General features: G+C 47.2%; 22 protein-coding genes. 6 read left to right on the top strand and 16 right to left on the bottom strand.

The features are described 5' to 3' along the window. Window positions 1–19: 19 nt before the first annotated feature. The 8 genes from VC28_RS01820 to VC28_RS01785 all read right to left on the bottom strand — a co-directional run bounded on the left by VC28_RS01820 (window position 20) and on the right by VC28_RS01785 (window position 8537). Window positions 20–487, bottom strand: coding sequence for an NfeD family protein (locus tag VC28_RS01820; RefSeq protein WP_049629154.1), 468 nt, complete (start codon window positions 485–487; stop codon window positions 20–22). A 16-nt stretch (window positions 488–503) separates the two neighbouring features. Next, complete coding sequence (locus VC28_RS01815) at window positions 504–1490, bottom strand: SPFH domain-containing protein (RefSeq protein ID WP_049629153.1); 987 nt, start codon at window positions 1488–1490, stop codon at window positions 504–506. Between the two features lie 50 nt (window positions 1491–1540). Continuing rightward, window positions 1541–3172 (bottom strand): AMP-binding protein, encoded by a 1632-nt coding sequence (locus VC28_RS01810; RefSeq protein WP_049629152.1) that lies wholly within the window; start codon window positions 3170–3172, stop codon window positions 1541–1543. A gap of 32 nt (window positions 3173–3204) precedes the next feature. Then, window positions 3205–4992: an acyl-CoA dehydrogenase C-terminal domain-containing protein gene (locus VC28_RS01805; RefSeq protein ID WP_049629151.1), complete on the bottom strand. Its 1788-nt coding sequence runs from the start codon at window positions 4990–4992 to the stop codon at window positions 3205–3207. Window positions 4993–5181: 189 nt separating this feature from the next. Further along, window positions 5182–5736, bottom strand: a complete 555-nt coding sequence (locus VC28_RS01800; RefSeq protein WP_049629150.1) for an NUDIX hydrolase — start codon at window positions 5734–5736, stop codon at window positions 5182–5184. Window positions 5737–5816: 80 nt separating this feature from the next. Next, window positions 5817–6143, bottom strand: coding sequence for a YqfO family protein (locus VC28_RS01795; protein ID WP_049629149.1), 327 nt, complete (start codon window positions 6141–6143; stop codon window positions 5817–5819). 31 nt (window positions 6144–6174) lie between these two features. Continuing rightward, window positions 6175–7350: a phosphoglycerate dehydrogenase gene (locus VC28_RS01790; protein ID WP_049629148.1), complete on the bottom strand. Its 1176-nt coding sequence runs from the start codon at window positions 7348–7350 to the stop codon at window positions 6175–6177. A 71-nt stretch (window positions 7351–7421) separates the two neighbouring features. Next, a complete protein-coding gene (locus VC28_RS01785; protein WP_049629147.1) occupies window positions 7422–8537 on the bottom strand; it encodes a phosphoserine transaminase in 1116 nt (371 codons plus the stop codon). A 534-nt stretch (window positions 8538–9071) separates the two neighbouring features. On the opposite strand from VC28_RS01785, the gene VC28_RS01780 reads away from it, so the two are divergent. Beyond that, window positions 9072–10262: a CvpA family protein gene (locus VC28_RS01780; protein WP_049629146.1), complete on the top strand. Its 1191-nt coding sequence runs from the start codon at window positions 9072–9074 to the stop codon at window positions 10260–10262. 1 nt (window position 10263) lies between these two features. Here VC28_RS01780 and lpxL read toward each other — a convergent pair whose 3' ends face one another. The 4 genes from lpxL to VC28_RS01760 form a co-directional block, all read right to left on the bottom strand. Then, the gene (gene lpxL / locus VC28_RS01775; RefSeq protein ID WP_049632086.1) at window positions 10264–11181 is read right to left on the bottom strand and encodes an LpxL/LpxP family Kdo(2)-lipid IV(A) lauroyl/palmitoleoyl acyltransferase; all 918 of its coding nucleotides are present in this window, start codon (window positions 11179–11181) and stop codon (window positions 10264–10266) included. A gap of 107 nt (window positions 11182–11288) precedes the next feature. After that, the gene (locus VC28_RS01770; RefSeq protein WP_049629145.1) at window positions 11289–12056 is read right to left on the bottom strand and encodes a DUF481 domain-containing protein; all 768 of its coding nucleotides are present in this window, start codon (window positions 12054–12056) and stop codon (window positions 11289–11291) included. Window positions 12057–12170: 114 nt separating this feature from the next. Beyond that, window positions 12171–12395 (bottom strand): DUF2789 domain-containing protein, encoded by a 225-nt coding sequence (locus VC28_RS01765; RefSeq protein ID WP_049629144.1) that lies wholly within the window; start codon window positions 12393–12395, stop codon window positions 12171–12173. Between the two features lie 87 nt (window positions 12396–12482). Next, window positions 12483–13391, bottom strand: coding sequence for an acyltransferase (locus VC28_RS01760; protein WP_049629143.1), 909 nt, complete (start codon window positions 13389–13391; stop codon window positions 12483–12485). Window positions 13392–13536: 145 nt separating this feature from the next. On the opposite strand from VC28_RS01760, the gene lepB reads away from it, so the two are divergent. Next, window positions 13537–14166: a signal peptidase I gene (gene lepB, locus VC28_RS01755; protein ID WP_049629142.1), complete on the top strand. Its 630-nt coding sequence runs from the start codon at window positions 13537–13539 to the stop codon at window positions 14164–14166. Window positions 14167–14187: 21 nt separating this feature from the next. On the opposite strand, the gene VC28_RS01750 is transcribed toward lepB, so the two are convergent. Both VC28_RS01750 and fabV read right to left on the bottom strand, forming a co-directional pair. Beyond that, window positions 14188–14718 (bottom strand): 5' nucleotidase, NT5C type, encoded by a 531-nt coding sequence (locus VC28_RS01750; RefSeq protein ID WP_049629141.1) that lies wholly within the window; start codon window positions 14716–14718, stop codon window positions 14188–14190. Window positions 14719–14805: 87 nt separating this feature from the next. Further along, complete coding sequence (gene fabV / locus VC28_RS01745; RefSeq protein WP_049629140.1) at window positions 14806–15981, bottom strand: enoyl-ACP reductase FabV; 1176 nt, start codon at window positions 15979–15981, stop codon at window positions 14806–14808. A gap of 183 nt (window positions 15982–16164) precedes the next feature. Here fabV and VC28_RS01740 point away from each other — a divergent pair, with 183 nt between their 5' ends. The 3 genes from VC28_RS01740 (at window position 16165) to mgrA (ending at window position 18318) form a co-directional block, all read left to right on the top strand. Further along, window positions 16165–16569, top strand: coding sequence for an MAPEG family protein (locus VC28_RS01740; protein WP_049629139.1), 405 nt, complete (start codon window positions 16165–16167; stop codon window positions 16567–16569). A 100-nt stretch (window positions 16570–16669) separates the two neighbouring features. Then, entirely contained in the window at window positions 16670–17095 is a 426-nt protein-coding gene (locus VC28_RS19250; protein ID WP_053094141.1) for a hypothetical protein, read from the top strand. Between the two features lie 209 nt (window positions 17096–17304). Further along, window positions 17305–18318, top strand: a complete 1014-nt coding sequence (mgrA, locus tag VC28_RS01730) for an L-glyceraldehyde 3-phosphate reductase (RefSeq protein WP_049629138.1) — start codon at window positions 17305–17307, stop codon at window positions 18316–18318. A gap of 84 nt (window positions 18319–18402) precedes the next feature. Here mgrA and VC28_RS01725 read toward each other — a convergent pair whose 3' ends face one another. Next, the gene (locus VC28_RS01725) at window positions 18403–19005 is read right to left on the bottom strand and encodes a hypothetical protein (protein WP_049629137.1); all 603 of its coding nucleotides are present in this window, start codon (window positions 19003–19005) and stop codon (window positions 18403–18405) included. 191 nt (window positions 19006–19196) lie between these two features. On the opposite strand from VC28_RS01725, the gene VC28_RS01720 reads away from it, so the two are divergent. Then, on the top strand, window positions 19197–21404 hold the full coding sequence (locus VC28_RS01720; RefSeq protein ID WP_049632084.1) for an FdhF/YdeP family oxidoreductase: 2208 nt from the start codon (window positions 19197–19199) through the stop codon (window positions 21402–21404). Here the strand turns inward: VC28_RS01720 and VC28_RS01715 are convergent. Beyond that, on the bottom strand, window positions 21397–21663 hold the full coding sequence (locus tag VC28_RS01715) for a hypothetical protein (RefSeq protein ID WP_049629136.1): 267 nt from the start codon (window positions 21661–21663) through the stop codon (window positions 21397–21399). The genes VC28_RS01720 and VC28_RS01715 overlap by 8 nt on opposite strands. Window positions 21664–21805: the final 142 nt, after the last annotated feature.

Genomic DNA, 21805 nt, shown 5'->3' with positions numbered 1-21805 from the left:
TCCAAACAGCGAATAAACATTATTCTGGTTTGACTAACAATAACGAACCATCAACAGCAACAACACAAGCGCGCTGACCGGGATCGATGGTTTGAGTGTACCCAGCATCCAGGCGTGCCGCCCAATCAATACCTGAATAACTGACACTTCCCTGATCACGCGTAATAGAGTGGGTTACGGGCAAAATTTTTCCGATCATGTCGCTACTCGTATCGCGACCTGAGCCTGCATTCTGGAATTTTTTTAATGGTTTCCATAACAGCACAGCTGCTATTGCAGAGAGCAATCCAACGCTGAGCACTTGTAACTCCCAACCGGTGATCGCACCCAGCGAAACCAATACTCCTGTTAAAAAACAGCCAAGTGCGAGAAATAATAAAGGTCCACTCATACCGAGTACACCTAACTCCAGCACAAGACAGACACCGGCAATCGAATAAAGAAGAAAATCCTGATTTTGAATAAAGTAATCAACCAACCCACTCATATTAATCCCCTCACCTTCACGCGCGCGGTGCGTGCGTGAGGTTGACCGCAGAAGACACTGCCATTGCCTGTGCAACAGTACTTACAATGTTTTCACTGGTTTTCCCATCCGATAACACCACAGTACTCTCATGTGCAATCGCTTTGTGTGCGGCAATAGCACCCTGTGCGAGGTTTAACATAACGGCTTTTTGCCCTTCTTCTGTAGCCGCGGATTTCCCAATTGTGGTCAAGGCTTCTGCTTCTGCAATAGCCACTAAACGAATGGCTTCCGCTTTGCCTGCCGCTTCAAGAATTTGTGCTTCTTTGCTCGCCTCTGCGGCAAGAACTTGCTCTGCCTTTGCAGCTTCTGCATCCAGTACACGCGCTTGCTTTTGACCTTCTGCGGTGGTGATGGCCGCAATTTTTTCACCTTCCGCGGTCAGAATTGCAGAGCGTTTTTGACGTTCTGCCGTCATTTGTTTTTCCATGTCTTCTTTAATTGACGGTGGAATAGCAATTTCCAACAACTCAAAACGCAATACAATCAAACCCCAAGGCTGGGTTGCCGATTGCATAGCGTCCTGAATTTTTGCGTTGATTGCTGAGCGATTCTGGAAACAGTCATCCAATTCCATTGAGCCGATTGCATTACGCATAGAGGTCATTGCTAGTTGTGTGCAAGCGAGTTTGTAATCGGTGATATTGTTGGTTGCGGCGGCCGCATCAATCACTTTAATAAACAACACACCATCGATCATGATGGCAATGTTATCTTTGGTAATTGCCGACTGTTGGGGAATTAATAATGTCTGCTCTTTTAAGTTGCGATCCGCCTCGACAGACTCAACAAACGGCACGATAAAATTTAATCCTGAACTTAAGGTTTTGGTGTACTTACCAAAACGATAAATAACATAGCCTCTGTTCTGGGGTACAAAGTGAATGCCTTTTTTTAAGGTATAAAGCAACACCACTGCAATCCAAAATGCAGGACTGGTAACAATCCCCAAGAGAATTTCCATACTATTTTCCTATTAGTTAACGGCAGATTGCGTACGTTATTGTTGTTTGGTTATTGTTGTTTGGTTTTTGCTATTTCCTGATCGCGCAATTCACGGCGCAAAATTTTACCGACATTTGTTTTCGGTAACTCTTTACGGAACTCTATGAGATGAGGCACTTTGTAAGCAGTCAGTGTTCCTTTGGCAAACTTACGCACATCATCGACGCTTAAGTTTTCATTGGCGGTGACGATAAAAGCTTTTACCGTTTCACTACCTTCACCATCAGGAACACCGATTACCGCAACTTCTACAATATCCGGGTGAGCGCTTAATGCATCTTCAACTTCATTAGGAAACACCTTAAATCCGCTGACGTTGATCATGTCTTTTTTACGGTCAACAATTTTGATGTAGCCGTCGGGCTGCAACTGTGCAATATCACCGGTTTTAAACCAGCCCTCCGCATCCATTACCTCTGCAGTTGCTTCAGGACGCTGCCAATAACCTTTCATCACTTGCGGGCCACGCACACATAACTCACCCGATTCGCCCGCTGGCAAACTGGTGCCTGCATCGTCAACCACTTTGCACTCAGTATCAATCAACGGTAAACCTACTGTTCCGTATTGCACACTCTCAAGTGGATTATTGGAAACTACTGGCGATGTTTCCGTCAAACCATAACCTTCGCTGATAGGTGCTTTGGTCAACTCAGTCCAGTTTTTGGTTGTCTCTGCAGTTAGCGCCATGCCACCAGAACAGGTGAGCCGCAAATGACTGAAATCCAATTGCCGAAAATCACTATTGCGTAACAGCGCATTAAATAACGTATTCAAACCAACAAAAAACGTAAATGGTTTTCCCTTAAGGGTTTTGACGAAAGCGGGAATATCACGCGGATTAGGAATCAACAGACTATGATTGCCCAACGCAACAGCAGAGGTGCAATGAATCGTAAATGAGTAAATGTGATACAGCGGTAGCGGAGCAACATAAAGCTCTTGCGATGGGCGGAATACATTTTTCATCCGCTCATTTAATTGGGCCATATTGGCCACAAGATTGCGATGCGTAAGCATTGCTCCCTTCGCAACGCCGGTAGTGCCGCCGGTATACTGTAAAACGGCAATATCATCAGGTGACTGGCTGACTGTTTTTGCAGGCCCGGTAGCTAATGCCAGCGCTTTATTGAACGCAATTTGTTTAGGAAAATAAAAAGGAGGAACCATTTTTTTAACATGCTTGACTACAAAATTGACCAGCATGCGTTTGAATGGTTTATGTAAGTCTGCAAGTTCTGTCACTATGACTTGTTCAACACCTGTTTCAGCGATAATGGCCGCCGCATTTTTGGCGATATTTGCCAATACCACTAATGCTTTTGCACCCGAGTCATTGAGCTGATGTTTTATTTCGTGAGGGGTGTAAAGTGGATTGGTATTTACCACCACCATACCCGCACGTAACGCGCCGAATACCACAACGGGATATTGCAAAATGTTGGGCAGCTGCACCGCAATCCGGTCACCGGGTTTCAATTGGGTGAATTGTTGAAGATAAGCCGCAAAACGCGCAGACAACTGATCCAACTCAGCGTAAGTCAATGTGTGATCCATGCAAGTAAATGCACTCTTGTCAGCGAATTTTTTACAGGATTCCGAAAACACATCAGTAAGAGTTCTGTTGTAATTCAGTGACATTGAAAAGTCTCCACTATTGTTATTGTGCAATATTAAAAATTATCGCCAGCAAGAGTCATTAGATTACCTGCACCTGACTCTATCGCCTTCACCAAACTGAGTGTGCGCGGCAAGATGCGCGCGAAATAAAAATGAGCCGTTGCTACTTTTGCGTGATAAAACCCTGCATCAGCCACAGGCTCTGTTAATTGCTGTACGGCTACGCGCTCCGCTTTGAGCCACAAAAATGCCAGCACAAGATAGCCCGAATACATTAGATAATCTACCGCAGCAGCACCTATCTCATCCGGATTCACCTGTGCACGCGCACCTATCATTTGATTTATTGTTTGCCACTCTAAGCTGAGTGTAGCTAATTGTTCCGCATGTGCAGCCAATTGATCATCGCCATTACACGAGAGACAGAGGCGATTAATCTCATCAGTCAGTGTTTCAATGCCTTGCCCGCCGCCCAAAATTTTACGCGCCAGTAAATCCAATGCCTGAATGCCCGTAGTTCCTTCATAAAGTGTTGCAATACGGCAATCACGCAGGTTTTGTTCAAGCCCCCACTCACGGATATACCCATGCCCCCCCAAACATTGGAGGGCAAGGTTAGCTGACTCAAACCCTGCTTCGGTACTGAATGCTTTCACGATGGGAGTCAGCAACCCTAAAAGATCGGCCGCTTTTTGCCGCTCCTCAGCACTGGCGGCATGCTGGCTGAGATCCATCGTGATACTGGCAAAATACCCCAGCATACGCAGCCCTTCCACCAAGGATTTCTGGGTAAACAACATACGGCGCACATCAGGATGAACAATGATTGGATCTGCCTCCGCTTGCGGGTTCTTGACGCCACTCAGGGAGCGCATTTGCAAGCGTTCGCGGGCATAGCGACGAGCGACTTGGTATCCAAGCTCCGCATGGGCGAGCCCCTGCAAGCCCGAGCCAATACGCGCCAAATTCATGAAAGTGAACATATGGTTGAGGCCTTTGTTCACCTCTCCCAACAACCAGCCTTGCGCGCCATCAAAATTCAATAAGCAGGTCGCATTGCCGTGAATGCCCATTTTGGCTTCAAGCGCACCACAACTGACGGCATTGCTCTCCGTGACCGAACCATCATCAGATGTCAGCATTTTGGGGACAATAAATAAAGAGATGCCTCTGGTTCCCGTCGGTGCATCCGGAAGTCTGGCGAGGACAATATGGATGATATTGTCGGTGAGATCATGATCGCCGGATGAGATAAAAATCTTGGTGCCCGTAATGCGGTAGCTACCATCCTGCTGAGGTACTGCGCGCGTGCGCAACAAACCTAAATCACTGCCCGCATGAGCTTCTGTCAAACACATGGTTCCTGTCCAGCGGCCGGAAATTAATGACGGCAAGTAGCGCTGTTTTTGTTCATCAGTACCATGGGTTTCGATGGTATGCATGGCCCCCTGGGAAAGACCGGCATACATTCCCCACGCCCAGTTAGGCGTGCCCATAATCTCGCTGAGGATCACCCCCAATGATTGCGGTAGCCCCTGACCACCATAGGCCAACGCCCGCGATAAACTTGGCCAGCCAGCTGAACAATAATCCGCATAGGCTTCTTTGAAGCCCGGCGGAGTGTTAACAACACCGCCGTTCATCTCGCAACCTATCTCATCGCCGACAGCCCTCAAGGGAGCGATGACCTCTTCGGCAAATCTGGCCGCTTCGTCAAACAGTGCATTGACTAGGCCTTGGTCGAGAGAACCCTGGCCTATAGCCCGGCAGTGATGGGAATAATCGAATAATTCAAACAGGGTGAAATCAATATCGCGCAACGGGGTTTTATAAGTATTCATCCTTAATCACCCGGCAACAGCCATTGAGATGTGAGTAATATAAAAGCAACAAATTGTGCAGTTTGTCGCTTTGGCGAGTTATCTTGTTATGTTTGCCATCTTGGCAGATATAAGCGTTATGTCAAATAGTTGCATTTTTCAGCCATTCGAGAACGGAAAGTTTGGTGCATCAAGCACAATCTGCGATGCCTAGCTATCAAGACCTGCTAGCAAATGCAGCAATTGCGCAGTGACGGCGGCTGTAAATCCCCAAATCTCATACCCTTGATAATGATAAGCCGGCGCTTCAAATACTCTACCATGCCGCTCAAACCTATCCATCCTGACTTGGATACCACGACGAAAATCTGCCAGCGGAACCATAAAAATACTGTCCAACTCTGCTTCACATGGACTCAGCGCGAATGAGTGATCAAAACTGGCGATAAATGGCGTTACCGGTGTACCGGCGCGCGTATGAAGCTGCGGAAGACAACCCAACAAACGGGTTTCTGATGCGGGCAAGCCAATTTCTTCACAAGTCTCACGCAGGGCGGTGACGGATAAATCCCGATCACCGGGCTCCCACATACCGCCAGGAAAGCAGACTTCTCCCGGGTGATTACGCAAATGCATGGCTCGCTTGGTGTAAAGGATAGATGGGCTTTCGCCTCGACTAATCAGGATCAGCACCGCCGCCTGGGGAATATCTATGGCAGCTTGGGGGGTGGGATGTAACTTCTGTGCAAGAACATCAAACATCATTGCACCTACCGGGCTTATCGTTGCACCACTGAACTGAATTTAACTGGTCTGGGTTTAACTACTTGGTTTAACTACTTGGCTTAACTGGACTGGACTTGGAAATCGGCCAAACGCCACACATCAAATGCAGGCTCTTCATAAGGATGTGCCGCACGCAATGCAAGTACTGCCTGTTGAATGTAGTCGTCAGCACAGACCATTTCAACCCGATATTCAGGTAGACGTTCCAGCGTGTTGAGTTGCCCTATATGTGGGGATGAACCATCCAGGGGACGAAATTGCCCTTGTCCGCAGACTTGCCAACAGCATTGGTCGTAGTTGCCGATACGGCCGGCACCAGCGGCAAACACTGCCGCTTTTACCAGCTCAAGGTGAGGTTCAGGGACAAAGAAGACCAGTTTGTACATCTACTCTGCCCCATCATTTTGATAATAAAAATTAAATTACCCGCACCGCTATCACGTGCTCGACTTTGGTCAGCGCATCAACCACTGCGGGTGACGCTACTTGCTCCACATCGATAATATTGTAAGCAACATCACCGCGGCTTTTGTTAACCATATCGATCACGTTGACTTTGTGGTCGGCCAATACAGACAGCACATGGCCCAACACACCCGACACATTCTCATTCGAGAAAGTAATGCGTGAACCTATGCCTTGATTGCGATCCATTGCCACTGCCGGGAAATTGACCGAATTTTTGATGTTGCCATTTTCAAGATAATCTACCAATTGATCTGCCGCCATGATCGCGCAGTTCTCTTCCGCTTCTTCGGTGCTCGCACCTATGTGCGGCATCGCCAATACATCCGGGCGGTTCAACAAAATCGGCTCAGGGAAATCGCAAATGTATTTACCCAAGTGCCCTGCATTCAGACTTTCGACGACTGCGTGTGCATCCACAATAGCTTCGCGTGCAAAATTCAACAGCACTGCACCTTTCTTACACACTTTTAATGTATCGGCATTGATAAGGTGTTTGGTTTGCGGAATAGCTGGTACATGCAAGGTGATGAAATCAGAACGCGCCAGCAGCGATTGCAGGTTCTCCATACGACCAACCTGATTTGGCAAACGCCACGCCGCTTCAACGGATAATGCCGGGTCAAAACCAACAACATTCATACCTAACGCAAGTGCGGCATCGGCAATCAATGAACCAATCGCACCCAAACCAACGATACCCAGGGTTTTACCCTGAATTTCCATACCGGCAAAATTGGATTTTTCTTTTTCCAACAACTTAGACATTTCGTCGGCATCAGTCATGTGTGTCAAACCATTCACATACTGCATACCCGACACAATTCCACGTGAGCCGAGCAACATACCGGCAAGCACCAATTCTTTCACCGCGTTCGCATTGGCACCGGGAGAATTGAATACCACTACACCTTTTTTGGTGTACTCCTCGACTGGCACATTGTTGGTACCCGCACCTGCACGCGCAACGGCTTTTACGGATTCGGGCAGCGGCTCGCCGTGTAATTTGTGGCTGCGCAGGATGTAGGCATCCGGTGCACCAATATCGCTGGCGACTTCGTATTTTTCGCGCGGAAAACGGTTTAAGCCTTTTACTGAAATAGCGTTGTAGGTTTTTATTTTAAACATGGTCTCTTCCTCAAGTCGGCGAACAAAAAGGCCGTGTAAAAACACGGCCTGATTCGATCAATATCAATGTATCAAGCAGCGGTGGCTTCGTTGTAAGCCCAGGTCAGCCAGGGCAGCACTGCTTCAAGATCGGCGGTATCAACAGTAGCACCACACCAGATACGCAAGCCCGGTGGTGCATCGCGGTATGCACCAATGTCATAGGCAACACCTTCTTTATCGAGCAGCTTGATCATGGCTTTTACCTGATCCGGTGTTGCTTTCAAGGTGAAGCATACAGACGTGTTTGACAGGGTTTCCGGCGTTTGCGCCAGGAAATCAATCCAATCATTCGCTGCGACAAATTTTTTCAATACATCCAAATTGGCATTGGAACGGGCGATAGTTTCTTTAACGCCGCCGATTGCACGCACCCAATCCAGCGCATCCAGATAATCGGCCACTGCCAACATAGAAGGTGTATTAATGGTATCGCCTTTAAAAATACCTTCTTGCAATTTACCGCCGCTGGTCATGCGGAACAGTTTTGGCATTGGCCAGCTTGGCTTATACGTTTCCAAACGCTCAACAGCACGCGGGCTCAAAATCAACATGCCGTGCGCACCTTCACCGCCCAACACTTTCTGCCAGCTGTAGGTAACAACGTCGAGTTTGTCCCAAGGCATGTCCATCGCAAATACAGCAGAGGTTGCATCACAGATGGTCAAACCTTTGCGATCAGCAGGAATCCAGTCACCGTTAGGCACTTTCACGCCCGAGGTCGTACCGTTCCAGGTGAAGATAACGTCGTTATCGAAATTCACTTTAGACAAATCAGGTAGCAAACCGTAATCCGCTTCGTGCGCATTTACCGTTAACTTTAATTCTTTGGTGGCATCGCTCAGCCAGCCTTTCCCGAAGGATTCCCATTGCAGAATATCCACTCCGCGTTGGCCGAGCAGCGACCACATGGCCATCTCTACTGCGCCAGTGTCAGAGCCAGGAACAACACCAACACGGTAGCCCTCCGGCAAACCAAGCAACTCCGCAGTATCTTCACATGCGCGTTGCAATGCCGCTTTACCGATAGTGGAACGGTGCGAGCGCCCCAAAGTAGATACATCTAATTGATCCAAACTGTAACCGGGGCGCTTGCTGCAAGGACCAGACGAAAAGTTGGGATTGCGGGGTTTTACTGCTGGCTTCATGGTAATCCTCTAGCTGACAGGAAAAGCGGGCCGCCAGTTGACTGACAGTGCCCGCCACACAGGGCTCGCCTTGGATGCTCACTAAGGCAAACCCGGAAAAATCGGGGTGCCGATTATGCCAGCTACGCATCAAATAACCTAGCCAGCAACAAGCTAATCGCCCGTAAAAAGCGCACCACACAAGGATCGGAAGGCAAAAAAAAGCCTTCTGGAATCCAGAAGGCGCAGGGAGACGTCGATGCATCAACCAGACATCGACGGTGAGAGACCATTAACCATTTGCGCTCCCCAGACTGCACTCCGGGAAAGTACGCGTGATCAATGATTAATAATGTAAGCTCTAATGACAGCGCTGTCAAATAATTTCAATACGCCTTTAGAACATTTATTAGTCAGCCTTCACCCAATAGCGAAAAAACACCCATGAAACGGGTTAACGAATCTGGCGCTCTCCGCTACCGTGTCAGTGTGAGAATGCACAATAATCTGCATAAATCATTCTTTAGCTTCTGCACACCCAATAAGGAACTGGACATGTCTATCACCACTATCGTCTTTTTTGGCCTGCTCGCCTTTTTTACCTGGCGCGGCTACAGGAAAGGATTTATTGGATCTATCACTCGTATTTTGGGCTGGATAGTGGCCTACCCTGCGGCAATTGTATTTACCAAGCCTGTTGCGGGGCTGCTGGTACAGCACACAGCGCTGGATGGACTGATTGTGTATTTCATCGCCGGAGCCAGTATTTTTTTAATCGTCAGTCTGGCGGTAAGTGTGTTATTAGGGGGTATTGCACGTTTGATTCCCGAAAGCGAAGCCATCAACGCGGGCTCTAAAATCGGTGGTGCCAGTGTCGGGGTATTGATGGGGGCATTGGTTGGTTTATTAGCTGTTTATCTTCTCGGGCTGGTGCTCACACCCAAAGCACAGGTACTCCCTGTACAGCAATTAGATGGCGATACAGACTATTCGTCTGCTACCGATGCAGCGCCACACATGAATAATCAAACAGCGGCAAATAATGTTCCGCGCATTCAGGATCTTGCCCAACATAATGATTCGTTTATTGAAGCCAGTGCCAAGAAATTAATTGGTTCGGCAGCGGCCACTGCCGTGGATTTGGCTCTGCACGACCAAACCACAACACAAATTACCAAAGCCTTTGTACAAGACCCACAATCCATGCTCTCGCATGTTCAGCAAGTGGCCAATAATGGACAAATGAAAAATCTCATTGCCGATGAGAAAATCCAATCCATTCTTACCACGGGCGATACTCACGCACTTATGCGCGACCCGGGCTTCAAAGAAATGATGAGCAATCCCAGTGTACAGGCACTCTTGTCGCAGTCTGATGTCACCAGCGATGAAGGTTCAGAAGCGGCAGCAGAAAAAATGGTGGCCGCTTGGAGGCGTGCGCAGATGATTAAACATGACCCGCGTGTTATCGCAATCATCAACGACCCTGAGTTTCAACAGCAACTGAACTCAAACAACAAGTTGCCTTTACTGGCGAACCCGAAACTCAACCAATTAGCCACCATTATTTTCGATAACAATACTATCGCCGCAAATGGTATGGGTAGTTATGAAATACAGGATGTAAACGAAAATACGCCTTCAACAACGACAAGCGGTACCGAAGAAGAAAAAAAGCCGGCAACCACTATTTATCGATGGACTGACGATAAAGGGCAAGTCCACTATTCAGACAAGCCCAAATAACTCAATACACTTTCGGCTCACCTTCTGGCCGCGTTTTAAAACGTGGCTGCGCCCAAAGATATTGCTCCGGGTGCTTTAAAATTTCCTGCTCAAAATATTCATTAATGCGACGAGTATCTGCCAGTTCATCACCGGTTGGATAATCCTCAAACGGGGGATGGATCACCACTTGATACCCTTTGTTATCGTCAAGGCGATACTGTGAGAAAGGAATAATTTTGGCGCGCCCCATACGCGCAAATTGGGCGGTCGCCGTGACAGTGGCTGCAGGCACGCCAAAAAAAGGAACAAAAACAGATACCTTTGCCCCAAGATCACGGTCAGGCGCATACCAAATCATGCGCCCTTTGCGCAGCTGCGAAATCATCGCGCGCACATTGTCACGCGCAAACGCTATCCCGCCTGGCGCATAAGCTTCGCGCCGCACTTTTTGTACGTAGTCAAAGACGGGATTTTTATGCGGGGTATACATGCCATCGTAATTGACATAAATACCCAGCATTGCACTGCCAATGTCCAGCGTCGTGAAATGTAAACTGAGCAACATGGCCCCCTGCCCTTCCGCATTTGCTTTCTCTACATGTTCAACACCGGTGATGGTAAATAATTTGCGCAACCGGGACTTAGCCCAGAAAAACCCAATGCCTGTTTCAAACATGGCGATTGCGGTTGATTCAATATTTTTTCTCAACAGGGTTTCAATTTCTTCTGCAGACTTTTCCGGAAAACATAACTGCAAATTGATGCGTGCCATATTCACACGCTTTTTATTCAGATTTAACAAAGGTGCCAAGCTGCGCGCCATAGACATCTGCCAGGAATAAGGCAATTGCGCAATGAAAAACCAAATACCTATACCGATCCATGTCAGCCAATGGCGTGGTGAAAGCAGTGCTGTAGGAAAATGAGCTGATGCCATAGTAATTACAAAAATTTGAATGTAGATGTGATTATAACGATCCGGACAATGCGCGCCTAACAGAAAAACCATCAGGCGCAAACACGAGCAATGAGGGGGGGCAAACGTTAAAACGAATAAACCAGATTGATAAAGGTAGTCGTATCAGTTTTTTCTTTACCCGGCGCTACGTCAGTATCGTTAGCAACCGTAAAACCGACTTTCATTTTCATACTGCCGTTAATAGACGTCGCCAATGAAGTTTCACTGACGGTACGGGTATTGTCCGCACCGGATTCAACACTGACCGTTTGTTTAAATTCTGCATTGTCGGTGATTTTCCACTCCAGTGCAGTTGCCGCACGCAGGATTGCACCGCTCTCGTTGCTGATGGTATCGGGCAGGTTTTCATCCGCACTTTCGATCACTTTTTCGCCTTCAAAATAACCGGGACCCGCTTCCACAAACCAATTAAATCGAGGGCTCGAATACAACCAATCACCATAACCGAGCGCCAGGGTCGTATAGGTGCGATAGGCACCAAACTTGTCATCGGTGTAAGAGCCAAAACCAAAGAGATAGGATTTTTCTACGCCCAATAAATAAGCAAATTTTGCTGAACCAAAATATTTTTCAGCCGTTTTTTCTGTGTTACTGGTGCCATCATCCTGAGAGACTTCATCCTCTTTGAACAGCGAGTTGAATACGTATTGATTTTCCCACTTTTCCAGATTTTGTTTGGCATCTACTTTAAATTGGATGCTGGTCGTTTCCGTGTTGCCCGAGGTTGCGATTGCCCCCACATCCACTTCGACATCCCAAGGCTGCTTTTTTTCATCGGCATAGCTGGCAGTCGCCAGAGCAGTCATCGTCAGTAGTAGCGTCAATTTATGCATAATATGTCCTGTTACGTCTTCATTTGGAGAGCCGAACCATAACATAGAAAAGCTGACTGCCAAATGAAAACGACCGGCGCAAAGGCCGGTCGTCAGTATCAAGACAGGAAGATCCTAGTCGCGCAACAAGCAGTTCAACTCATCCACAACTTCTGCCCAGTCAGAGTAATCCTGACGGGCTTCACGCAGGAATGCCGCTTGTTCGGCAGTCCAAAAGGAGGCACCGGCCAAAGGCTCGGCTTGGGGTAGCGGGCGATGCTTTTCAATAAAAGCCTCTATCGCAGCGGGAGAATTAGGCAGGCCTAGCTTGGCAAAGAGATCACTCAGTGTGTAAAACATGCAGCCCTCCTGTGATGTGATGGAACCACGAGCGGTCTACGCGGTTCCGATACTTAGAATAACGTCAACAACGACGTCTTTCCTAGCTTAATTTTTAAGCACCTTTTTCATGGATTCAACTTTCATCGATTCAATCTGATCATCTTTTTGCTGCCACAGTTCATTTACCCATTGCTGGAACTGTGTGCGAAATTGCGCATCTTCGCTGTAATCCCCAATTAACTCCGCAGGGATAGGACGCTGGCGGATATGTACCTTGATTTGCTTGACCCGCCCACAGGCATAATCCCAATAGGTGGGAATACCTTCCGGGTAGAGAATGGTGACATCCAATAAACGATGCAATTGGCCATCCATTGCCGCCAGGGTAAACGCCAAACCACCCGCTCTGGGCATCAATAAATGACGATAGGGGGATTGCTGCTGTTGATGTTTTTCAGGCGTAAACCTTGTGCCTTCCATAAAGTTAATAATCGTTACCGGATGATGGCGGAAACGCTCGCAGGCCTTACGGGTCTGTTCAACATCTTTTCCTTTAAGCTCTGGGTGCCGCGCCAGCTTGGCTTTGGAGTAACGGCGCATGTAAGGAAAGTCCAGCCCCCAGAGCGCCAAACCCAACACCGGCACCCAGAGTAAGCTCTGCTTGAAGAAAAACTTCACGCCTGGAATGCGGGCATTAAACGCACGCACCAGCACCAATATATCCGTCCAGGATTGATGGTTAGCAACCAGCATATACCACTCATCCCGGCTCAAATCGCCTAGCCCTTCTACCTCAACCCGAGTGGGTAAGGTATAGCCCTGCTGCCATGTATTGAAAATAATCCAGAGGTTGGAAATCGCATCCAATAGCCGGTCAATAGCACGCCTTAGCGCTGGCACAGGTAGCAATAGTTTGACCAGTGCAAAAAACACCACAGGCACGGCAACCATGCTGATAGTGATCGAAAAAATGGCGGTGAGCAAAACGCCACGCAAATTATTCAGTAAACCCATCGACTTAACCTGTGAACTCGCACATGACCCCAGTGTCATAAAGATGCGCCATAACAACTGCACATTTTTGTGTATTCCCAAGCCTAGTTCAACCCAATGACAACTCAAGGCCGCTACGCCAAGCCCCCTTTCAAGGAACAGCTCGATGAAAATTTTTTGGAAAGAAAACCGTACATTTTTCGTTTTTTTGTTACTGATGTTTTGCTTTCGCAGCGCAATTGCCGATTGGAATGATGTGCCCAGCGGCTCTATGAAACCCACCTTGATTGAGGGCGACAGGATCAGTGTCAACAAGATGGCCTATGACTTGCGCATCCCATTCACTACCGTTTCGCTGTATAAAATTGCCGATCCTGCGCGCGGTGATATTGCTGTTTTTGAATCCAAAGCCGCAGGCAAGCGCTTGGTAAAACGTGTGATTGGTGTACCCGGCGATACCGTTGCCATGAAAAACAACCGTCTTTTCATCAACGGCGAGGCCGTCAATTATCAGCCTCTGATGCTGGGCGACCAGTTGGAGCAGCTGCCGGGCAAAACCCATTTACTGCGAACCGATACAACCACATCATCTTTCGCCAGTTTTGATGCGGTTACCGTCCCTGCTGACCACTATTTAATGCTTGGCGATAATCGCGACCACAGTGCGGATTCGCGCGTTATTGGGTTCGTGCCACGCAGTGAATTTGTAGGCCGTTCGCGCGGGGTAGTATTGTCATTGGACTACGACAATTACTTTTTACCCCGCAGTGACCGTTTTTTAAAAGACTTAAAATAACGTACCTTGTACCCGGCGCGATTATTCCCTGAAATAATCGCGCACTTCCTGCCAATTGTTTACGCGCACATCAGCTGGTTCGAGCAGATTGTGCGGAGCCGAAAACAAAATTCCCTGCCCTACAAATCCATCAAAATGACGCGAGCTATCGTCGATCAGAAAATCCGCTTGCACCACATTTTTCTTGCCGCAAAAAATAAAATTCATCGGCGATAAAAAAGGTAAGTATTTGCGCAGCCATTCGTACTTGGGCGTAAACGAAGTTGGATGCTCCATCGCGGCCGTGGCAATCAAAATATCATAACGCTCATGTAATTCAGCGATAACCTCGATAGCATGTGGATAAGGCGGTATTTCTTCAAAAAATGCAGGAATGTCAGGGTAAGCACGCACGCGAGCCTGATGTTCTTCGGGCACCATGTGATAAATCTTTTTGCCACGCAAATCGGCTTTGGTGAGATTTTGCTGAAACTCGGTGTTGTACCAGTCAAGATGACGAGCCATGGTATCGCAGATAGTCTCGTCCATATCAATCGCAATTCGTTTACGCATTACCAATCCTTAATCGATAAAAGGAAAAATGTAGTAAAAATTAGCGTCAAAAAAAATCCCCGCTCAAGGCGGGGATTTTATAACGACTTAAAAGTTGGTTTGCACCAGCGGTGTCGTTTCTGCATCGTAATCAACTGACTTCAAACCGAAACCGAACAAACGCAAAAATTCGGTTTTGTAGCCTTCAAAATCGGTCAACTCAAACAAGTTTTCTTCGGTGACTTGATCCCAGATTTCTTCCACTTTGCGCTGCACCGATGAGTCGAGTTCCAACTCGTCTACACGGTAGCGGTTGGCATCATCCAAACGTGGATTATCGGAATACAAACATTCTTTGAACAAACGTTGGATTTGTTCGATACAACCTTCATGAGTGCCCTGTGCTTTCATCACTTTAAACAGGATGGCCAAATACAACGGCATGACCGGAATAGCAGAGCTTGCCTGGGTCACCACCGCTTTCAATACCGCAACACGTGCATTGCCACCGTGTTTGGCACTGAGGGTTTTGGCGGCGCGATCCAAATCTTCTTTGGCTTTACCGATGGTCGCTTTGCCGTAGATTGGCCAGGTCAATTTATCGCCAAGATAGGTGTAGGCAACGGTTTGGAAATTATCAGACAGTAAATCTGCACCCTTAAGTGCATCGATCCACATTTCCCAATCTTCGCCGCCCATCACTTTTACGGTATTGGCAATTTCTTCATCCGATGCTGGCTCGATGGTGACATCAGAGATTTTCAAGGTATCGGTATTCAGGTTTTTAGAGGTGTACGACTTACCAATTGGCTTCAATACCGAGTTGTAGACTTCACCGGTTTTAGGGTCAGTGCGGCGTGGTGATGCCAGGCTATAGATCACCAGATCTACTTTCCCGATGCCATTTTTCAGGGTTTCGATCACCTTGTCTTTACAGGCATCCGAAAATGCATCGCCGTTGATCGTTTCAGCGTAGAGGCCTGCCGCTTTGGCTGCATCGTGAAAAGCTGAAGTATTGTAGTAGCCAGCCGTTGCGGTTTTGGATTCGCTAGGCTCTTTCTCAAAGCACACACCCAAAGTATCTGCACCGCCGCCAAATGCCGCGGTAATACGCGATGACAAACCAAAACCGGTAGAACATCCCAAAACCAGGACTTTCTTCGGTGCGCCAGCAACCGGGCCTTTGGCTTTAGTAAAAGCGATTTGCTCCTGAACATTGGCAGCACAGCCTTGTGGGTGCGCATTAGTACAAATGAAACCGCGGACTTTAGGTTTGATAATCATGGATCTACCTTGTTAGTGGCTTATGATGGTTTGTAAGAACCGGATGAAAGACTGAAGCACGCCGGCTCCCGACGCGAAAAGGCGGCCATTATAGTGCCTGAATCAGGGAATGTCCCCTGCGACGACAGACTTGATACGCTATAGTCTGTATTCCCCAAAACCCCTGATTTAAGGACTAATCCTATGCTTTACCCTATGTTTGCAATGGTCTTGCTGACGTGTGCGGTTGCCATACATCTGTTTCGCTTGCGTGTAAAAGCAGTTAAAAGCGGAGAAATACGCCTGAGCCAATTCAGGCTAAACACGGGCGAAACACCAGACGCCATTGCGCAGGCATCACGCAATTACACCAATCTGTTTGAAGTACCTGTACTGTTTTACGCTGCAGGAACCCTGGCGATTACCCTGGATTTGCAAACCTTGGGATTGGTGGCCACTGCATGGCTTTTCGTTGTTGCGCGGATCATTCATAGCTGGATCCATTTACACGGAAACAACGTCATCCACCGCATGCGCGCTTATATGCTGGGCAATATTTGTGTTGTGCTTATGTGGATTCTGGTGGTGATCAGTTATTCAACCCGCTAACCACAATTGACGCCCAAATTTGCACTATATGCACTACCGCACTGAATAGGGAAATACCAAAGGCTATGCTATCCGCGTGTTTATCAAATGAGGTGCATGTATGAACAACCGAATCGCAAGCTTATTTTTATTCGCTACAGTAATGGCCAGTATGCCTAGCTGGGCAGATGACTTGGGCATCAAGGTTATCCTGGAAGGTGAAGTTTCTCCCGGCGTCTACGGAAGAGTGGAACTGGGGAATGACTCACATCCAGATATTTACTATCCGCAACCTGTCGTGGTTGCCAAAAACTCACGTTACGCATCGTACAAACCTGTTTATTTACACGTACCTCCCGGCCATGCCAAAAACTGGGGGAAGCATTGTCACAAATACCATGCATGCGAACGCCCAGTGTATTTCATCAAATCCATGGAGTACGACGATAACTACCAACGTGAACATCAGCATGATCACGAGCACAAAAAATCGGACCGTAAGGGCAGCAAAGAGAAAGGCAACGGTAAGAAACACGACAGACATTAATTTCACAATCCCTGCCCTGTATCGGGCAGGGATTTTTTGATGCGCTAATCCGTTCAATTATCACCTGCGGATACCTTTCCCCGAAGCTACTTTTCTTTACATTCCCCCAAGTTAGACAATCCTCCTTTTCAGGTAAAATGTTGCGTTTTTCAGCGACTCCCGATTTAACATCCCATTTAAATATCAGATTTTTACTATCAGGATAAAAAATGATTACCCACGAACCCAACCCGATTTACGTTGCACACCCTGACCGCTATAAAACCATGAAATACCAACGCTGCGGCAAAAGCGGGCTGCGTTTGTCGCGCTTGTCATTGGGTTTATGGCAAAACTTCGGCGCAGTCGATTCACAAGCCAACGCGCGCGCCATGTTGCACCGTGCATTTGATTTGGGAATAACGCATTTTGATTTGGCAAACAACTACGGCCCCAATTATGGCTCTGCTGAATCCACCTTCGGCGCAATTTTTAAACAGGATTTCGCGCCCTACCGCGATGAATTAATTATCTCTAGCAAAGCAGGTTACGACATGTGGCCAGGCCCTTACGGTCTTGGTGGTTCACGCAAATATTTGGTGAGCAGTTGCGACCAAAGTTTGAAACGTACCGGCCTTGATTATTTCGATATTTTTTATCACCACTGCATGGACCCGGAAACACCGCTGGAAGAAACCATGCAGGCGCTGGATTTTATTGTGCGCTCCGGCCGCGCGCTTTACGTGGGAATCTCCAATTACCAACCCGCACAAACCAAAGAAGCGGCGCGTATTCTGCGTGAACTGGGCACACCACTGTTAATCCATCAACCGCGCTACAATATGTTTGATCGCTGGATTGAAAATGGTTTGACTGATGTATTGAAAGAAGAAGGTGTAGGTTCGATTGTGTTCTCACCGCTTGCGCAAGGTGTGCTCACTAACAAATATCTCAATGGAATCCCTGCTGATTCGCGCGCTGCGCGCCCGGAATTGATTTATTTAAATAACAAAGACATCACACCCGAAAAACTGGAAAAAGTGAAAGCGTTGAATGCGCTGGCAGAGGCGCGCGGTCAATCGCTTGCACAAATGGCCATCGCCTGGACATTGCACAATGATGCTGTTACTACCTGCCTGATTGGTGCAAGCCGCCCAGCGCAAATTGATGACTCTGTTGCGGCATTGAATAATCTTGCTTTCAGTAGCAGCGAATTAGCGCAGATTGAAGCTATTCTTAAATAAGAAGATCTACTAGTAAAACATGCTAAAAATAAAAAGGGTTAGCGCTTATACGCTAACCCTTTTTATTTTGCAGCCACGTAACCACTACGAGCGGTAATAACGTACTTTGTGTTTACCTGGAAATACAGAGCGATATTTTTTGACAAACTCATCGTTAAACTTTTTCATTCGTTTTGACATCAAGACATTGCCTGATGTAAAGGTTTCAGTACATTCAGAGTGTTTTTCTACGCACAGGCTGCCGACCATAATCGGAGAGGCATAAAAATATTTAGAAAAATGCTTTTCAAATTTTTCCATATCCGCAGGAATCAAGGTCAATTCCTCATCATCCAAGAAAGCGGCTGCCAACAAGAAAGCAGATTGGGATGATTCAACCACAGGCTTATCGTTGATTTTGATACTGGCCAGATCGATATTCAGTACACGTTTGAGCTTAAAGTAAGAAACAACAAACCGTCCTTCCGTTACTTTATTTTTTTGCTGCCATTTAAATTGATACCAGTCCTCCTGATTGGTTTTGATAATATCCAATTGTTCTTCTTTGGACTCCGTCATCCAGCGCCCATCCAAAGAATCCGGATCAGTTGGTCTGTCCACGGTCGATAAAGGCTGATTCAGTACATCCTTGCACCCCATCAATGACAACAGTGCCGTGAGGCACAACATCTTCAGTAAATTAAACATCACATAAACTCAACAAAAACAGGATCAAAAAACGATAGCCATAACCGTTGGCGGCGCATTTTATTTTGTTCCTTCTTTCATGGATGTAATTATTTGTAGCCACAACCAGTAACAGGGGTATTTAACGTATTGCATTCATAGGGATTCCCCCCTAACCTCTTGCAACTCACTGTTCAATGGTTGATCACGCCATGTCCAATAAAAACTCCACTCCTGCAGAGCCCATCAATATTGTTGGTGGCGGCCCCAAAAAGGTTCTTTACACCTTAAAAACCGTAGCTCGTATCGGTTTATTGAATTCAGCCAAAGCGCTCAACAGTAAAAATACTTGTAAAGCTTGTGGCTTGGGGATGGGCGGCCAGCGCGGCGGCATGACCAACGAGAAAGATGAATTTCCCTCTGTGTGCAACAAAAGTATCCAGGCACAATCAACCGATATCCAATTGCCGATTCCAGAGGATTTATTTACTCACACATTGGATGATTTTAAACAGCTCAGTGCCTATGAGATTGAACATTTAGGCAGATTAAATACACCTTTGTTCAAATCAGCTGACGGTAATAAATATGCTCCCGTCAGCTGGGAATTTGCACTGGATAAAATGACTCGCGCGTTTACTGCGGCTGATCCATCGCGCAGTTTTTTTTATTCGTCTGGCCGCTCATCCAATGAAGCGGGTTTTGTTTTGCAATTATTGGCTCGCTTATACGGTACCAACAACGTCAATAATTGTTCTTACTATTGTCATCAAGCAACCGGTGTTGGTTTATACAATGTGATCGGCACTGGCACTGCAACAGTATCATTGGAAGATGTCGGCAATTGCGATTGCATTTTTGTGATTGGTGCCAACCCCTCATCCAATCATCCACGTTTTGTTCATCAATTAAAAAACTGTCGCGAGCGCGGCGGACAAGTGATTATCATCAACCCCGCCAAAGAACCGGGTCTGGTGCGCTTTGCTGTACCTAAAAGCGCCAAGTCCATGCTGAGCGGCGGAACCTGGATTGCATCAGAATATGTGCAACCGAAAATCGGCAGCGATCTTGCGCTATTCAAAGGAATTGCAAAAGCGCTATTGGAAACACAGCAAATTGATGCACATTTTATTTCACAGCACACAGAGAATTTCCTGCAATTCAAACAAGATATAGAAACAACAGAATGGAAATCCATCACTACATTGTGTGATATCAGCAAAGAAAAAATACTTTCGCTTGCCGATGCCTACGCAAAATCTGAACGCGCTATTTTTGCATGGGGAATGGGTATTACCCATCACCATCACGGCGTAGAAAATGTCGAGGCGATTGCCAATCTTGCGTTACTACGCGGCATGCTGGGCAAACCAGCGGCAGGTTTATTACCCTTGCGCGGCCACAGCAATGTGCAAGGAATAGGAACCATGGGGGTAAAACCGGTATTGGCAGAAGATGTTTTATTGCAACTGGAACAACACACCGGGGCACAACTGCCGCGCACACCCGGCATGGATACACTTGCCTGCTTAAGCGCAGCATATGAAGGAAAAATCGATGCCGCGTTAATCATGGGCGGCAATTTATTTTCTGCCACTCCCAATAGCCAATGGGCACAAGCCGCATTGGATAAAGTTCCATTTAAAGTCTATTTAACAACGACCTTAAACCAAGGGCATGTCACCGGCATGGAGACAAGCGAAGCATTAATTTTACCTGTCACCGCGCGCGATGAAGAATGGCAACCCACCACGCAAGAATCCATGTTTAATTATGTGCGACTAAGTGATGGCGGTATTGACCGTTTGCACAATGTAAAACCCGAAGTGGAAATACTCTGTGAATTTGGCAAACGCTTATTACCTAATAGCGCACTGGATTTCCAAAAATTCAAACAACATGATTCGATCCGCGCCGCGATTGCAGCAACTATTCCGGGGCTTTCAGAATTAAAAGATATTGCGCATACCAAACAGGAATTTACCATCGCCAACCGGTTGCTTGATAACCCGGTGTTCAATACTCACAACGGTAAAGCACAATTTCAGATCAATACGCTACCCGCCGCAATGATTAATGATGAGTATCCGTTTCTGTTGGCCAGTATTCGCAGCGAAGGCCAGTTCAATTCGATTATTTACGAAGAAAATGATTCATATCGGGGAACTGATACGCGCTGGTCGATACTGATGAACAAAGAGGATATTGAAGATCTGGATATACACGTTGGCGACGCTGTGAATATCAAATCGCCACAAGGTGAAATGCATGCGGTAAAAGTATTCGCGTTTGATGTGCCGCGCGGTAATGTGATGGCTTATTACCCCGAAGCCAACGTGCTGATTAGCACCACGCATGACCCACGCAGCAAAACACCCGCATTTAAATCTGTGCCAGTGCAGATAGAAAAAACTAGATAGAGATATTCACGCTCGCCTGTGAAGCTTTACGACGATCTTTGCCTGCACGGGTTTCCACCAAATGCTCGCCCGATTTGCTGCGTCTGTCCTGTTTTCGTCGCTCAACGCCACCAGGAGGCCCAACTCCGACAACAGGAGCTGCATCCACCCCGGCACCATGGGCATCACTCGCATAAGCGCGCACAGCGGTAACACTGGACGGCCGCAAGGGAGTCTTGACTGACTGTGGCCTGGGATTTATTGGACCTAGATAAACCATAGTTGCACCTGATTTCACACGTTACAGTCAATTTATCGGCAGAAAATCCAATCGCTTTAACCTTAAAACCCGTCTCAACATATTTCCGACATCCAGATCACATTTTAGACAGCTAATATCAATCGTTTCTCCTGATTCACCA

Origin of the sequence: Cellvibrio sp. pealriver, from assembly GCF_001183545.1 — a bacterium.
Lineage (GTDB): Bacteria > Pseudomonadota > Gammaproteobacteria > Pseudomonadales > Cellvibrionaceae > Cellvibrio.
This window is presented reverse-complemented; position numbering and strand designations above follow the sequence as displayed.